Origin of the sequence: Streptomyces sp. NPDC003077 (assembly GCF_040611095.1) — a bacterium.
Classification (GTDB): domain Bacteria; phylum Actinomycetota; class Actinomycetes; order Streptomycetales; family Streptomycetaceae; genus Streptomyces.
In genome coordinates this window covers 12,071-27,676 of sequence record NZ_JBEXNM010000097.1, presented here as the reverse complement: position 1 = coordinate 27,676, position 15,606 = coordinate 12,071, and the positions used below count along the sequence as shown (strand labels likewise).

9 protein-coding genes are annotated in these 15,606 nt (G+C 70.8%); 5 read left to right on the top strand and 4 right to left on the bottom strand.

What is annotated here, in order from left to right:
- Nucleotides 1-587: 587 nt before the first annotated feature.
- The 3 genes from ABZX96_RS35540 to metH form a co-directional block, all read right to left on the bottom strand.
- Nucleotides 588-2,195 carry an ABC transporter substrate-binding protein gene (locus ABZX96_RS35540; RefSeq protein ID WP_355552911.1) on the bottom strand — a complete coding sequence of 536 codons (1,608 nt, stop codon included), beginning with the start codon at nucleotides 2,193-2,195 and terminating at the stop codon, nucleotides 588-590.
- Nucleotides 2,196-2,568: 373 nt separating this feature from the next.
- Nucleotides 2,569-3,270, bottom strand: coding sequence for an HAD family phosphatase (locus ABZX96_RS35535; RefSeq protein ID WP_355552908.1), 702 nt, complete (start codon nucleotides 3,268-3,270; stop codon nucleotides 2,569-2,571).
- Nucleotides 3,271-3,804: 534 nt separating this feature from the next.
- Entirely contained in the window at nucleotides 3,805-7,311 is a 3,507-nt protein-coding gene (gene metH / locus ABZX96_RS35530) for a methionine synthase (RefSeq protein ID WP_355552905.1), read from the bottom strand.
- 617 nt (nucleotides 7,312-7,928) lie between these two features.
- Here metH and ABZX96_RS35525 point away from each other — a divergent pair.
- From ABZX96_RS35525 to ABZX96_RS35505, 5 genes are all read left to right on the top strand, one after another.
- The gene (locus ABZX96_RS35525; RefSeq protein WP_355552902.1) at nucleotides 7,929-8,693 is read left to right on the top strand and encodes an IclR family transcriptional regulator; all 765 of its coding nucleotides are present in this window, start codon (nucleotides 7,929-7,931) and stop codon (nucleotides 8,691-8,693) included.
- 257 nt (nucleotides 8,694-8,950) lie between these two features.
- Nucleotides 8,951-9,739 carry an MIP/aquaporin family protein gene (locus ABZX96_RS35520; protein ID WP_355552900.1) on the top strand — a complete coding sequence of 263 codons (789 nt, stop codon included), beginning with the start codon at nucleotides 8,951-8,953 and terminating at the stop codon, nucleotides 9,737-9,739.
- Between the two features lie 53 nt (nucleotides 9,740-9,792).
- Nucleotides 9,793-11,370: a glycerol kinase GlpK gene (glpK, locus tag ABZX96_RS35515; RefSeq protein WP_355552897.1), complete on the top strand. Its 1,578-nt coding sequence runs from the start codon at nucleotides 9,793-9,795 to the stop codon at nucleotides 11,368-11,370.
- 14 nt (nucleotides 11,371-11,384) lie between these two features.
- Entirely contained in the window at nucleotides 11,385-13,010 is a 1,626-nt protein-coding gene (locus ABZX96_RS35510) for a glycerol-3-phosphate dehydrogenase/oxidase (protein WP_355552894.1), read from the top strand.
- 545 nt (nucleotides 13,011-13,555) lie between these two features.
- Nucleotides 13,556-14,227 carry an FCD domain-containing protein gene (locus ABZX96_RS35505; protein WP_355552891.1) on the top strand — a complete coding sequence of 224 codons (672 nt, stop codon included), beginning with the start codon at nucleotides 13,556-13,558 and terminating at the stop codon, nucleotides 14,225-14,227.
- A 157-nt stretch (nucleotides 14,228-14,384) separates the two neighbouring features.
- On the opposite strand, the gene ABZX96_RS35500 is transcribed toward ABZX96_RS35505, so the two are convergent.
- On the bottom strand, nucleotides 14,385-15,152 hold the full coding sequence (locus ABZX96_RS35500; RefSeq protein WP_355552888.1) for a 3-oxoacyl-ACP reductase family protein: 768 nt from the start codon (nucleotides 15,150-15,152) through the stop codon (nucleotides 14,385-14,387).
- Nucleotides 15,153-15,606 lie beyond the last annotated feature (454 nt).

Genomic DNA, 15,606 nt, shown 5'->3' with positions numbered 1-15,606 from the left:
CCCGGGGTGTCCTCAAACGCCGGACGGGCTGGGATGGGCGGGCCCGACCCGGAAACAGTGGGCCCTGCCCCTGATGCCGTCGGACAGGCGCGGCACATCGTCGCTCCCGCCACCGCGTCCTCAAACGCCGAACAGGCTGGAATGTGCGGGCCCGACCCGGAAACAGTGGGCCCTGCCCCTGATGCCGTCGGACAGGCGCGGCGCATCGTCGCTCCCGTCACCGCGTCCTCAAACGCCGGACAGGCTGGAATGTGCGGGCTCGACCCCAGGATGAACGGTCAGCCCCGCCCCATGACGCCATCAGACACGCACGACTCATCGTCGCTCCCGCCACCGCGTCCTCAAACGCCGGACAGGCTGAAGATGGCGACCCGCCCCGGAAATGGCGGGCCCCCTGGTATCGGCCGTCGGGCGAGCGCGACTGATCGTCAGTCCCGCCACCACGTCCTGAAACGCCGGACGGGCTGAAAGTGACGGCCCCTGGCTGGAATGGGTGGGCCGGGGCCCGAAAGGGGCGGCCCCGGGGCCCCGCCGTGGCGGGGGCCCGGGGCCTGTTGCGCTGTCAGGGATGGCCGGACGGGATCAGGTCACTCCCCCACGCCTCGGCTGAGCTCCCAGATCTGAAGGGTCGAGGAGGAGTTCAGGGCCCACTCGGCGCCGGTGATGTCGTCGCGCGCCGCGACGTACTGCTTGCCCTGCCACAGCGGCAGGATCGGGACCTCGTCGGCGATGATGTCCTGCGCCTCCTTGAAGCCCTCCGCCGCCGCGTTGCGGTCGCTCTGCTGCCGGGTGCCCGGGATCAGCTGCGACTCGATCTTGTTGTTGCGGTAGGGCGAGTTGAGGAAGTTCCCCTTGCCGATGAACGGCGCGATGTAGTTGTCCGCGTCCGGGATGTCCGCGAACCAACCCATGCCGTACACGGCGTACTTGCCCTGGGACTGCTCCTGGCGGAACTGCGACCAGTTGTCGATGCCCTTGATGTCGGCCGAGAACAGCCCGCTCTTGTTGAGCTGGTCCTGCAGCTCCTTGAACTCCTTGGCGGTGCTGGAGCCGTAGTGGTCCTTGGTGTAGGTCAGCGTCAGCTTGACCGGGGTGCTGATGTGCGCCTGCTGGAGGATCTTGCGGGCGTTGGCGACGTTCGGGCTGCCGTACTTGGTGAAGAAGGAGTTGATGTGGCCGGTGAGGCCGGTCGGGACCAGCGAGTACAGCGGGTCGCCCGTGTAGGAGTACACGTCACGGACCAGCGCCGATCGGTTGACGACCTGTGCCATCGCCTGGCGGACGGCCTTGTCGGAGACCGACGGGTCGTTGGTGTTGAAGGCGAGGTAACGGATTTCCTGGCCGGGCATCTCCTGGAGCGTCACGCCCTTGTCGCGGGCCTCCTGGAGGCCCTTGATCTGGTCGGGCGCCAGGCTGCGGTTCATCAGGTCGATGTCGCCGTCGCGGAGCGCCTTCTCCATGCCGGCGGAGTCCTTGAAGAACCGCATCTCGATCTTGTCGTTCTTCAGCTCGATCCCGCCCTTGTAGGACGGGTTCTTGGTGAAGACGGCCTTCGTGATGCGCTCGCCGCTGCGCTCGACCTTGAGCGTGTACGGACCGGAGCCGGCCACCTCGAACCCCTTGTAAAGGGCGTTCTTCGGGTACGTCTCGCTGTCCACGATGGCCGCGGCCGGGGTCGCCAGCTTCTGGGGGAAGGTGGCGTCCGGCTTCTTGAGGTGGAAGACCACCTCGCTGCTGCTGGGCGTCTCGACCTTGTCGATGCTGTCGAGCAGCGATATCGGACCGTTGGCGTAATTGATGGTCTTCATACGGTCGATGGAGAACTTGACGTCCTCCGACGTCAGCGCGTGCCCGTTGGAGAACTTCAGGCCGCTGCGCAGCGTGCACCGGAACTGCTCTTTCTGGGTGTCCCGGAAGCCGCAGGACTCGGCGGCCTCCGGCACCGGCGCGTTGCCGGTGCGCGGCAGCCGCATGAGCGTCTGCAGGCTGCCGCGGAGCACGTTCCACACGTCGACGTCGTACGCCTGGGCGGGGTCCAGCGGGGCCGGCGCGTCCTTGGTGGCCTCGATCTGGGCGGTGGCCCCGACGACGATCGCATCACCGCCCTCACCTGCGCCGTCCGTGCTGCCGCAAGCAGCGAGTGTGGGGACGAGCAGACCGGCCAGGGCCGGCAGCACCAAGGTCTTGCGATTCATCGTCGGCAGATTCCTTATCAGCGCAGAGGTGTTGCTCGCGATGACATTAGTAGGAACGGTCAGGGGCTCCGGAACGCCCCGGAGTTGCCGCGATATGACGCCCGGATAACGCTCAACGGATTACCGATATCCGGACGCCGGAACGATTCGTACAGCGCTCCACCAAATCCGGACACATACCCCCACGGAAAGCCCCCAAAAGGGCCGGTGGAACGACTGAAGGCGAGGTTGTCGACGGGTCGGGGCGTGAGAAACGTCACTCTCCGGCTTTCGTCGGTACCTACGGGAATTCGACCGGACCGGTGTCACGGAAAATAAGCACCTCGTTCCTGAGAGTTTCCCTGCCATTCCGCGCGATACGCACGGTGCACGGTTACGCCCTTTCGGTGATGAGGGCCCGCAAAAATGGCAGATCGACTTCTTCGAGGGAGCTGACGACGGTTCGTCCGACGGCCGGCGCGATCGGCTGCACCGACGGCACCGCCACCACGGGGCAGCCCGCGGCCTCCGCCGCCGTCACCCCGGTCACGGTGTCCTCCACGACGGCGCACCGCTCCGGCTCCACGCCCAGGCGGGCCGCCGCGGTCAGGTACGGGTCCGGGTGCGGTTTGGTGCGCGGCAGCTCGTCACCGGCCAGCGTCAGCCGGAAGTTCTCCGGGCCCAGCGAGTGCAGCATCCGGTCGATGATGGTGCGGTGCGAGGCCGAGACCAGCGCGGTGGGCACCTGATGGGCGGCCAGTTCGGCCAGCAGCCTGCGCGCGCCGGGCATCAGCGGCACGCCGCGTGCGATGCGGGCCGCGAACCGCGCGTTGAGCAGCGCGGTCAGCTCCTCCAGGCGGATGTCGGCGCCGGTGACCTCGATGAGGTAGGAGGCGCTGCGCGTCATGGGCCCGCCGACGACGACTTCGCGGTGCGCGTCGTCCAATATGTGGCCGAGTTCGGCGAAGACCTCGAACTCCGTCTCCCACCAGAAGCCCTCGGTGTCCACGAGCGTGCCGTCCAGGTCGAGGAAGACCGCCTGGAGTGTCGCGCCGTCCGCCGTACGGGTGCCCGTCATCGGGACGCTGCTGGTCATCCGTCACCTCCGTCGGAGATGTCCCAGAGGGACAAAAGGGCCGGTCGCCTCCCCGAGAGAAGGCGACCGGCCGCTACCGGACCGACAAGTGTACGGGTATGACCGCCCGTACGCCCCAGTACTTCCCCGGCGGCTCCGCCCAGCCCCGCCGCGGCTCCGCCGGGTTCACCTGGTGGACGGCGACCCGCCATATCAGCCCGTCGTTCGGCTCGGCTGAGAAGCGACGGCCGGCACAATCAAGCCCGCCCGTTCGTCCCGGCCGACAAACGACGGCCGGCACAATCAAGCCCGTCCGGCGATTGAGGACAACGCCCCCGGCGTTCACCGGGTCCCCAGACCACCCGCCACCCGCCCCACGAGCCCGCACGCGCGCTCCCGGGGTGTCCTCAAACGCCGGACGGGCTGAAAGTGGCGGACTCGGCCCGCAAATGGCAGGACCTGCCGCCTGGTGCCGTCGGGCAAGCGCGACACGTCGTCAGTCCGTCACCGCGTCCTCAAACGCCGGACAGGCTGGAAAACGCGCCGCACCCCGCCTCACCGCGCGTTGAAGTACTTCGCCTCCGGGTGGTGGATGACGATCGCGTCCGTGGACTGCTCCGGGTGGAGCTGGAACTCCTCGGAGAGCTGGACGCCGATCCGCTCGGGCTCCAGCAGTTCGGCGATCTTGGCGCGGTCCTCCAGGTCCGGGCAGGCGCCGTAGCCCAGCGAGAAGCGGGCGCCGCGGTACTTCAGGGCGAACATGTCCTCGACGTCGGAGGGGTCCTCGCCGCCGAAGCCCAGCTCGGCGCGCACCCGGGCGTGCCAGTACTCGGCCAGCGCCTCGGCCAACTGCACGGACAGGCCGTGCAGTTCGAGGTAGTCGCGGTAGGAGTCGGCGGCGAACAGCTCGGCGGTCGCCTCGCCGATCTTCGAGCCGACGGTGACGACCTGGAGGCCCACCACGTCCCGCTCGCCGCTCTCCTCCGGGCGGAAGAAATCGGCCAGGCACAGCCGCCGGCCGCGGCGCTGGCGCGGGAAGGTGAAGCGGGTGCGCTCGGAGCCGTCCTCGTTGAGGAGGACGAGGTCCTCGCCCTTGGAGTGGCAGGGGAAGTAGCCGTAGACGACGGCCGCCTCCAGCAGGTTCTCGGTCTGGAGCTTGTCCAGCCAGCCGCGCAGCCGGGGGCGTCCCTCGGACTCCACCAGTTCCTCGTAGGAGGGGCCGTCGCCGGTACGGGCCTGCTTGAGGCCCCACTGCCCCTTGAAGAGGGCGCCCTCGTCCAGCCAGGAGGCGTAGTCGGCGAGCTGGATGCCCTTGACGACGCGGGTGCCCCAGAAGGGCGGGGTGGGCACGGGGTTGTCGGTGGCGACGTCGGAGCGGACCGCGCCCTCCTCGGGGCTGGGCTCCTTGATCTCCACCGTCTTCCTGGGCACCCGGCGCTGCTTGAGCTCGGGCAGCGTGGCGCCGGGGACGCCGCGCTTGACGGCGATGAGGGCGTCCATCAGGCGCAGCCCCTCGAACGCGTCGCGGGCGTAGCGCACCTCGCCCTCGTAGATCTCGTGCAGGTCCTGCTCGACGTAGGCGCGGGTGAGGGCGGCGCCGCCGAGGATGACGGGGTAGTCGGCGGCCATCTTGCGCTGGTTGAGCTCCTCCAGGTTCTCCTTCATGATCACCGTGGACTTGACCAGCAGCCCGGACATGCCGATGACGTCCGCCCGGTGCTCCTGCGCGGCCTCCAGGATGGCCGAGACCGGCTGCTTGATGCCGAGGTTGACGACGTTGTAGCCGTTGTTGGACAGGATGATGTCGACGAGGTTCTTGCCGATGTCGTGCACGTCGCCGCGCACGGTGGCCAGCACGATGGTGCCCTTGCCCTCGGCGTCCGACTTCTCCATGTGCGGTTCCAGGTAGGCCACCGCGCTCTTCATGACCTCGGCGGACTGGAGGACGAAGGGGAGCTGCATCTGGCCGGAGCCGAACAGCTCGCCGACCACCTTCATGCCGTCCAGCAGCGTTTCGTTGACGATGTCCAGCGCCGGGCGGGTCTCCAGGGCCGCGTCGAGGTCGGCCTCCAGGCCGTTCTTCTCGCCGTCGATGATGCGCCGCTTGAGGCGCTCCTCCAGCGGCAGGGCCGCCAGTTCCTCGGCCTTGCCGGCCTTCAGGGACTTGGCGGTGGCGCCCTCGAAGAGCTCCAGGAGCCGCTGGAGCGGGTCGTAGCCTTCGGCGCGGCGGTCGTAGATGAGGTCGAGGGCGACCTTGACCTGCTCCTCCTCCAGCCGGGCGATCGGCAGGATCTTGGAGGCGTGCACGATCGCGGAGTCCAGGCCGGCCTTGACGCACTCGTCCAGGAAGACGGAGTTGAGGACGATGCGGGCGGCCGGGTTGAGGCCGAAGGAGATGTTGGACAGGCCGAGCGTGGTCTGCACGTCGGGGTGGCGGCGCTTGAGTTCGCGGATGGCCTCGATGGTGTGGACGCCGTCCTTGCGGGACTCCTCCTGCCCGGTGCAGATGGTGAAGGTGAGGCAGTCGATGAGGATGTCCGACTCGCGGATGCCCCAGTTCGTCGTCAGGTCGGCGATGAGCCGTTCGGCGATGGCGACCTTGTGCTCGACGGTCCGGGCCTGGCCCTCCTCGTCGATGGTCAGGGCCATCAGGGCGGCGCCGTGCTCCGCGGCCAGCGCCGCGACCTTGGCGAACCGCGACTGCGGCCCGTCGCCGTCCTCGTAGTTCACGGAGTTGATGACCGCCCGGCCGCCCAGCATCTCCAGGCCGGCCCGGATGACGTCCACCTCGGTGGAGTCCAGCACGATCGGGAGGGTGGAGGCGGTGGCGAACCGGCCGGCCAGCTCCCGCATGTCCGCCACGCCGTCCCGGCCCACGTAGTCCACGCACAGGTCGAGCATGTGCGCGCCCTCGCGGATCTGGTCGCGGGCCATCTCCACACAGTCGTCCCAGCGGCCCTCCAACATGGCCTCGCGGAACTTCTTCGACCCGTTGGCGTTCGTCCGCTCACCGATCGCCAGGTAGGAGGTGTCCTGGCGGAAGGGGACGGCCTGGTAGAGGGAGGCGGCGCCCGGCTCGGGGCGCGGGTCGCGGGCGGGCGGGACGACGCCGCGGACCCGCTCCACGACCTGGCGCAGGTGTTCGGGCGTGGTGCCGCAGCAGCCGCCGACCAGCGACAGCCCGTACTCGGCGACGAAGGTCTCCTGCGCGTCGGCCAGCTCGGCGGGCGTCAGCGGGTAGTGCGCGCCGTCCTTGCCCAGGACCGGCAGGCCCGCGTTCGGCATGCAGGACAGCGGGACGCGGGCGTTGCGGGCGAGGTGGCGCAGGTGCTCGCTCATCTCGGTGGGGCCGGTCGCGCAGTTCAGGCCGATCATGTCGATGCCCAGCGGCTCCAGGGCCGTCAGGGCGGCGCCGATCTCCGAGCCGAGCAGCATGGTGCCGGTGGTCTCGACGGTGACGGAGCAGATGACCGGCAGGTCGAGGCCGGCCACCTCCAGGGCGCGGCGGGAACCGAGGACCGCGGCCTTGGTCTGGAGCAGGTCCTGCGTCGTCTCGATGAGCAGGGCGTCCGCGCCGCCGGCGATCAGGCCCTCGGCGTTGCGCTGGTAGGCGTCGCGCAGCGTGCGGTAGTCGATGTGGCCGAGCGTGGGCAGCTTGGTGCCGGGGCCGATGGAGCCCAGGACCCAGCGCTGCTGTCCGGTGGCCGCGGTGAACTCGTCCGCCACCTCGCGGGCGATCCGGGCGCCCGCCTCGGACAGCTCGCCGATCCGCTCGGGGATGTCGTACTCGCTCAGCGCGGAGAAGTTCGCGCCGAAGGTGTTGGTCTCCACGCAGTCGACGCCGGCCTCGAAGTAGGCCGAGTGGACGGACCGGAGGATGTCCGGGCGGGTGATGTTGAGAACCTCGTTGCAGCCTTCGAGCTGCTGGAAGTCCTCCATCGTCGGTTCCTGCGCCTGGAGCATCGTGCCCATGGCCCCGTCGGCGACCACGACGCGGGAGGCGAGCGCCTCTCGCAGGGCTGTGACGCGGGTGCTGGCGGACGATGGCGTGTACGAGGCCATGGAGGTGCTCCCCTGGTTGCGACGGCTGTCGGCTTTGCGCCTACCTGGAGAAGGCGCACCGGGCCAGGGTAGCCCGCACCGGCGGATCGGTGGTGTCGCGTTTCAGGGCGTGGACGGTGCCGGGTGATTCCGATCGGTGATCGATCGGTGGCGGTACGGGATCGGCGGATGGCCGGTTCCGGGTGGGTACGGCTCCGCTGGGTGGCGGAATCCTTGCGGTTCGGGGGTTGGGGCGGTCGGGCCGTGGGCCGTGGGGTGACGGGCCGGTGGCCGGGCGGGGTCGTGGGGGCGGGCATTGGTCCGTACGAATCGGTACACGTTCGTTGGATACGGGGCCGCGCCGGGCGGAGGCCCGTCAGGGAGCGCACGAGGGGCGGCGGGGAACCCGTACGCGGCGCGCCGGGGAGGATGTACGGGTCCGCGGAGTCCGCCGGGGAAGGCGCGCCGGTCCGGCCGGGGCCACGCGAGGGGGCGCGGGTCGGAGGGGGTGCGGTCGGCGCCCGGGACGGCAACCAAGATCATCTAGGGCACGGACACGGCGCCGTCCCCTCCCCCGGGGTCGGCATCGGCCGATATCGTTCAGCATTGTCGAACCACATATGACGGAGGTTGCCCCCATGGCACGGACGATCCAGTCGCTGGAGCGCGCCGCCGCGATGCTGCGGCTGCTCGCCGGCGGGGAGCGGCGGCTCGGCCTGTCCGACATCTCCTCCGCCCTGGGCCTGGCCAAAGGCACCGCGCACGGCATTCTGCGCACCCTCCAGCAGGAGGGCTTCGTCGAGCAGGACCCGGCCTCGGGCCGCTACCAGCTCGGCGCCGAGCTGCTGCGCCTGGGCAACAGCTACCTGGACGTCCACGAGCTGCGCGCCCGCGCCCTGGTGTGGACCGACGACCTGGCCCGCGCCAGCGGCGAGAGCGTCTACCTGGGCGTGCTCCACCAGCAGGGCGTACTGATCGTCCACCACGTCTTCCGGCCCGACGACAGCCGCCAGGTGCTGGAGGTCGGGGCGATGCACCCACTGCACAGCACCGCCCTGGGCAAGGTGCTCTCCGCGTACGACCCGGTGGCGCACAGCGAGGCCCTGGAGGCGGAGCGGCGGGCGTTCACGCCCCGCACGGTGACCGGCCCAGCGGATTTCGAGGACGTGCTGGACCTGACGCGGGCGCGCGGCTGGGCCGCCGACGTCGAGGAGACCTGGGAGGGCGTGGCCTCGGTGGCCGCGCCGATCCACGACCGGCGGCGGATGCCGGTGGGCGCGGTGGGCGTCACCGGGGCCGTCGAGCGGGTGTGCCGGGACGGTGAGCTGCGGCCGGAAATCGTCGCCGCGGTGCGGGATTGCGCGCGTGCCGTGTCCCGAGATCTCGGGGCCGGGCGATTCTGACCCGTTTCCGACGGGCGGTTCTGTCCAGCTTTACGGCTTTTGTTCACCTAGCTTTTTCGTCACAGGACCCTTGACGGGGTGCTGACCGTAAACAAAACTGCCGTTCGTCGGTCGGCATTGTCGAACACCACACGACAATAAGCGTTATGGTGGGCATTGCCGCGGGCCGACACCGCTCTCTATCGGAGAGCGCGGACCGCCGGAGGGAAGGCCCCGGAGGTTCGCCTTCCCCTGGACGAAGGACAAAGGAGTCGCGGGTGTCCAGCTCCGACATCTTCATCAGCGAGACCATCGGTACCGCTGTTCTGATACTGCTCGGCGGGGGCGTGTGCGCCGCCGTCACGTTCAAGCGCTCGAAGGCGTACGAGGCGGGTTGGGTCGCCATCGCCTTCGGGTGGGGGTTCGCCGTCCTGACGGGCGCGTACATCGCCGCCAAGTCGGGTGCGCATCTGAACCCCGCGGTCACCGTCGGCCTCGCCGTCAAGGGCGCCACGCCCTGGAGCGACGTGCCGGTCTACTTCGGCGGGCAGCTGCTCGGCGCAATGATCGGCGCGGTGCTGGTGTGGATCGCCTACTACGGGCAGTTCCGGGCCCACCTCACCGACCCCGAGGTGGTGGGCGACCAGACCGGGCGGGAGGGCCTGGTCGAGCAGTCCGAGGCCCCCAAGGCGGGCCCGGTGCTCGGCGTGTTCTCCACCGGCCCGGAGATCCGCCACGCGGTGCAGAACCTGGCCACCGAGATCATCGCCACCACGGTGCTCGTCCTGGCGATCCTCACCCTGGGCCTGAGCGACAACGGCAAGGGCGTGGGCCCGATCGGCTCGCTGCTCGTCGCCTTCGTCGTCGTGGGCCTCGGCCTCTCGCTGGGCGGCCCGACCGGCTACGCCATCAACCCCGTCCGCGACCTCGGACCGCGCATAGTCCACGCGCTGCTGCCGCTGCCCAACAAGGGCGGCTCCGACTGGGGTTACGCCTGGATCCCGGTGGTCGGCCCGCTGATCGGCGGCGCCCTCGCCGGTGGCATCTACCAGGTGGCGTTCGCCTGACGCCGGTCCCCCACCGCCCACGCCCGCATCGAAGAACTTCTGGAGCACCCACCATGAGCGACACCCCCCGCACCACCCCTGAAGACACCCCATCCGCCGAGCGGCACGGCTCGCACGGCCACGGCCCGTTCATCGCGGCCATCGACCAGGGCACCACCTCCAGCCGCTGCATCGTCTTCGACAAGGACGGCCGGATCGTCTCGGTCGACCAGAAGGAGCACGAGCAGATCTTCCCCAAGCCGGGGTGGGTCGAGCACGACGCGGCCGAGATCTGGCGCAACGTCCAGCAGGTGGTGGCCGGCGCCGTCGAGAAGGCCGGGATCACCGCCAAGGACGTCAAGGCCATCGGCATCACCAACCAGCGCGAGACCACGCTGCTGTGGGACAAGCGCACCGGTGAGCCCGTCCACAACGCCATCGTCTGGCAGGACACCCGCACCGACGCGCTGTGCAAGGAGCTGGGCCGCAACGTCGGCCAGGACCGCTTCCGCCGCGAGACCGGCCTGCCGCTGGCCTCGTACTTCGCCGGCCCGAAGATCCGCTGGCTGCTGGACAACGTCGAGGGCCTGCGCGAGCGCGCCGAGGCCGGCGACATCCTCTTCGGCACCATGGACTCCTGGGTCATCTGGAACCTCACCGGCGGCGCCAACGGCGGCGTGCACGTCACGGACGTCACCAACGCCTCCCGCACCATGCTGATGAGCCTGCGCACCCTGGAGTGGGACGAGCGGATCTGCGCCTCGATCGGCGTCCCGACGGCGGTGCTGCCCGAGATCCGCTCCTCCGCCGAGGTGTACGGCACCACCGCCGAAGGCGTCCTGGCGGGCGTGCCGGTGGCCTCCGCGCTCGGCGACCAGCAGGCGGCGCTGTTCGGCCAGACCTGCTTCGACCAGGGCGAGGCCAAGTCCACGTACGGCACCGGAACGTTCATGCTGATGAACACCGGCCACGAGCCCGTCAACTCCTACAACGGGCTGCTGACGACGGTGGGCTACCGCATCGGCGACGAGAAGCCGGTGTACGCCCTGGAGGGCTCGATCGCCGTCACCGGCTCGCTCGTCCAGTGGATGCGCGACCAGATGGGCCTGATCAAGTCGGCCGCGGAGATCGAGACGCTGGCCAGCTCGGTCCAGGACAACGGCGGCGCCTACTTCGTCCCCGCCTTCTCCGGTCTGTTCGCCCCCTACTGGCGCTCGGACGCGCGCGGCGTCATCGCCGGCCTGACCCGGTACGTCACCAAGGCGCACATCGCCCGCGCGGTCCTGGAGGCGACCGCCTGGCAGACCCGCGAGATCACCGACGCGATGACCAAGGACTCCGGCGTCGACCTCACCGCCCTGAAGGTCGACGGCGGAATGACCTCCAACAACCTGCTGATGCAGACGATCTCGGACGTCCTGGACGCACCCGTGGTGCGCCCCATGGTGGCCGAGACCACCTGCCTCGGCGCCGCCTACGCCGCCGGCCTGGCCGTCGGCTTCTGGCCCGACACCGACGCGCTGCGCGCCAACTGGCGCCGGGCCGCCGAGTGGACCCCCCGCATGGACGCGGCCACCCGTGACCGCGAGTACAAGAACTGGCTCAAGGCCGTCGAGCGGTCCATGGGCTGGCTCGACGACGACGAGAGCTGAACAGGAGCAGAATCATGAGCACCCTGCAGAGCGTCCCGGCTTCCGGGGCGCACCCGGCCGACGGTCCGCGTACGTCCTACGGGGTCCCGGGCCGCGCCGAGACCCGGGAACGGCTGTCCCAGTCGACGTACGACCTCCTGGTGATCGGCGGCGGCATCCTGGGCATCTCGACCGCCTGGCACGCCGCCCAGGCCGGGCTGCGGGTGGCCCTGGTGGACGCCGGCGACTTCGCCGGCGCCACCTCCTCCGCCTCCTCCAAGCTGCTGCACGGCGGCCTGCGCTACCTGCAGACCGGCGCGGTCAAGCTGGTGGCGGAGAACCACTTCGAGCGGCGCGCGGTCTCCCGCCAGGTCGCCCCCCACCTGTCCAACCCGCTCACCTTCTACCTGCCCGTCTACAAGGGCGGCCCGCACGGCGCGGCCAAGCTCGGCGCGGGCGTCTTCGCCTACTCCGCGCTGTCCGCCTTCGGCGACGGCGTCGGCCACGTCATCAGCCCGGCCAAGGCCCAGCGCGACGTGCCCGAGCTGCGCACCGACAACCTCAGGGCCGTCGCCGTCTACGGCGACGACCAGATGAACGACTCCCGCATGGCCCTGATGACGGTGCGCGCTGCGGTCGCCGCGGGCGCCACCGTCCTCAACCACGCCGAGGTCACCGGCCTGCGCTTCACCCAGGGCCGGGTCACCGGCGCGGAGCTCAAGGACCGGATGGACGGCGCCGAGTTCGGCGTCAACGCCCGCCTGGTGCTCAACGCCACCGGCCCGTGGGTGGACCACCTGCGCCGCATGGAGGACAAGGGCGCGGCCCCCTCCATCCGCCTGTCCAAGGGCGCGCACCTGGTCCTCAAGCGCACCGCCCCCTGGAAGGCCGCGCTCGCCACGCCGATCGACAAGTACCGCATCACCTTCGCCCTCCCCTGGGAGGACATGCTGCTCCTGGGGACGACGGACGAGGAGTACGAGGGCGACCCGGCCGACGTCGCGGTCAACGACAAGGACGTCACGCAGATCCTGGACGAGGCCGCGTTCTCCATCCGCGACCAGCAGCTCTCCCGGGACCTGATCACGTACTCCTTCGCCGGGCTGCGCGTGCTGCCGGGCGGTCCCGGCGACACCTCCAAGGCCAAGCGCGAGACCGTGGTCACCGAGGGCAGCGGCGGCATGCTGTCGGTCGCCGGCGGCAAGTGGACGACCTTCCGGCACATCGGCCGCACGGTCATGAACAAGCTGGCGGCCCTCCCCGGCCACCCGCTGGGCACGGACATGGAGCCCATCTCGGAGCTCCCCAAGAAGCTGCCGCTCCCGGGCATCGCCAACCCCAACGCCGTCACCCACCGCCTCCTGGTGGACGGCTCGGCGCCCGGCGTCTCCATGGCCCCCGAGACCGCCCGCCACCTGGCCACCCACTACGGCTCGCTGTCCTTCGACATCGCGCGCCTGGCCCAGGAGAACCCGGCGCTGGCCGAGCGGATCCACCCGGACGCCCCGGAGATCTGGGCCCAGGTCGCGTACGCGCGCGACCACGAGTGGGCGGAGACGGTGGACGACGTGCTGCGCCGCCGCACCACGCTGACGATCCGCGGCCTGGACACCGAGGAGGTCCGGGGCCGGGTCGCCGAGCTGCTGGCCGAGCGGGGCTGAGGCCCCGGCGGGCAGGCCGCGGGCGGTAGGCCGCGGGCCCGGGCGCTGATGGATCGGTGGTCGGTGTGCTCGGCCGTCGGCGCTCGGGGGGTAAGGCTCTCCGGCTGGTCGGCCCCTGGTCGGCAGGGCGCGACCGGTCGGTGGGAGCAGAGGGACGGTTCCTCCGGGAGCCGTCCCTTCTGCGTGCGGCGGTCCTCCTCAGCGGGTGGAGTGGGGGCCTTGGGGGCGCACGGCCGGAAGTGGTCTTCACAGCGCGCGGCCAAGAACGGTCACGAACGGTCCTGGACGACGCGCGGCCGAAAACCCCTGTGCGGCGCGGTCGAGGGCGTCCTGTGCCGCGCGGGCACAGTGCGTCCCGTGTCGCGCGCACCGGGGCCTGACCGCGAGGAGGTTTCGGTACCGGCAACGGGAGTGTCCGGCCCTCTCGGGACGCTCAGGAAGGCCATAATTGACGCCCACAGACATCGGATGTCTGCGCGGTTCCTGGGCGAATGCACGGCCGGATGCACGGGCGGGGCCCGGACGGGAGGCTGGGGGAGGTCGTCATGGCGGTCACGGACGAGGCCATCGAACGGATCAAGGGGATGATCGTCTCCGGCGCGCTGCGGCCGGGGGACCGCTTGCCCAAGGAGAGCGAACTGGCGGCGGAGCTCGGGCTCTCCCGCAACTCGCTGCGCGAGGCGGTCCGCGCCCTCTCCCTGATGCGGGTCCTGGACGTGCGGCAGGGCGACGGCACGTATGTGACGAGCCTGGACCCGGGACTGCTGCTCCAGGCCATGAGCTTCGTCGTGGACTTCCACCGCGACGACACCGTGCTGGAGTTCATGGCCGTACGCCGCATCCTGGAACCGGCCGCCACCGCCATGGCGGCCGACCGGATCGGCAAGGGCGAGCTGGACGCCCTGGAGGCCCGGTTGGACGCCCTGGGGACGCGGCCCTCGGTCGACGACCTGGTGGCCTGCGACCTGGAGTTCCACCGGGGCGTCGTCGCCGGTTCGGGCAACGCCGTGCTGTGTTCGCTCCTGGACGGGCTGTCCGGGCCGGCGACCCGGGCCCGCGTCTGGCGCGGCCTGAACCAGAAGGATGCGGTGGCCCGCACGCTCGCCGAGCACCGCGCGATCCTCTCCGCCCTGCGCGACCGGGACGCGGAGGCGGCCCGCGCCTGGGCCACGGCCCACATCGCGAACGTGGAACGGTGGCTGCGGACCGCGCTCTGAGCGGGCAGGTGCGAGGGGGACGGCGGACGCGCGGGGCCGGGGCCGGACCGAGCCGGGGCACCCAGCGAACGGGCGGGCGGCCGGGCGGGACCGCCCGCCCCACACGGCCGCCCCACACGGCCGCCCCACCCGTCCCCCGCACCCGTCCGAGACCGGATCAGACCGCGAACCCGCCGTCCACCGCGATGGCCGCCCCCGTGATGTACCGCCCGCCGTCCCCGGCGAGGTGGGCCACCGTCGCCGCCACGTCGGACGGCTGCCCGTACGCCCCCAGCGCCGTGCCGGCGGCCTGCGTCTCGGCACCCTCCCCGTCGGCCGGGTTCATGTCCGTGTCGATCGGGCCCGGGTGGACGAGGTTCGCCGTGATGTTCCGGCCGCCCAGTTCGCGGGCCAGCGCCTTGGTCAGGCCGGTGAGCGCGGCCTTGCTCGTCGCGTAGAGCGTTCCGCCGGGGAAGGACACCCGCTCTGCCATGCAGCTGCCGATGGTGATGATCCGTCCTCCGGAGGACAGGTGCGGCACGGCGGCCTGGGAGGCCAGGTAAGGCGCCCGGACGTTGACGTCCAGCACCCGGTCCACGTCCTCGCCCCGGATGCCCTCGATGGGGCCGAGCACCCCCACGCCGGCGTTGTTGACCAGGATGTCGAGCCGCCCGAAGTATTCCACCGTCTCCTGGACGGAGGCCCGGACCGCCGCCGCGTCGGCGCTGTCGGCCTGTATGGCCCTGGCCCGCCCGCCGGCCTCTTTGACCCGCTCCACGACCCGCTCGGCCCGCTCCGCCCGGCTCACGTAGGTGAAGGCCACGTCGGCGCCGTCGGCGGCCAGCCGCAGCACGATGGCCTCGCCGATCCCCCGGCTGCCGCCGGTCACCAGGGCCACCTTGCCCTTGAGCCGACCGGTCGTCGTCTCCGTCGTCATCGTCGTCATCTTTTTGTCCGTTCTCGGGTGGTGAGGTGGTGCCAGGTCGTCGGCCGCACCAGGAACACGAGCTCCGCCACGTGCGCGGCGTCTGCTGCCTTTCGCGGCTTTCCTCCGCGTTCGGCGGCATGACTCGATCGTGGTCGACGGCCGCCTGACGGGCTGGCGGAATCCGGACACGACGTCCACGCGGGCCTAACCGGCTCCCCACCCGGCGCGCGCCCCGCCCCCCTCGCCCCGGGAAGCGCCCCGGAAGCGCCCCCGGGGGTGACCTGGCACCCGAGAGCACGCCGAGAGCGGACGAAGAACATCGGATCTTTCACGATCATCCGATGTATCGCCCTCTTGCGTTTCCCACCTCCCCCACCATTCCCGGATTCGATGCACACAAGGATGCGAACAGGTCGGATGAATGAGCACTCGTTCGTGCACAGGGGCTGCGGCCGGGCACCACGGACGGCTT

Coding starts and splice junctions, on each gene's coding strand:
- ABZX96_RS35540 (WP_355552911.1), bottom strand. CDS start 2,195: ATGAATCGCAAGACCTTGGTGCTGCCGGCCCTGGCCGGTCTGCTCGTC.
- glpK (WP_355552897.1), top strand. CDS start 9,793: ATGAGCGACACCCCCCGCACCACCCCTGAAGACACCCCATCCGCCGAG.
- ABZX96_RS35525 (WP_355552902.1), top strand. CDS start 7,929: ATGGCACGGACGATCCAGTCGCTGGAGCGCGCCGCCGCGATGCTGCGG.
- metH (WP_355552905.1), bottom strand. CDS start 7,311: ATGGCCTCGTACACGCCATCGTCCGCCAGCACCCGCGTCACAGCCCTG.
- ABZX96_RS35505 (WP_355552891.1), top strand. CDS start 13,556: ATGGCGGTCACGGACGAGGCCATCGAACGGATCAAGGGGATGATCGTC.
- ABZX96_RS35510 (WP_355552894.1), top strand. CDS start 11,385: ATGAGCACCCTGCAGAGCGTCCCGGCTTCCGGGGCGCACCCGGCCGAC.
- ABZX96_RS35500 (WP_355552888.1), bottom strand. CDS start 15,152: ATGACGACGATGACGACGGAGACGACGACCGGTCGGCTCAAGGGCAAG.
- ABZX96_RS35535 (WP_355552908.1), bottom strand. CDS start 3,270: ATGACCAGCAGCGTCCCGATGACGGGCACCCGTACGGCGGACGGCGCG.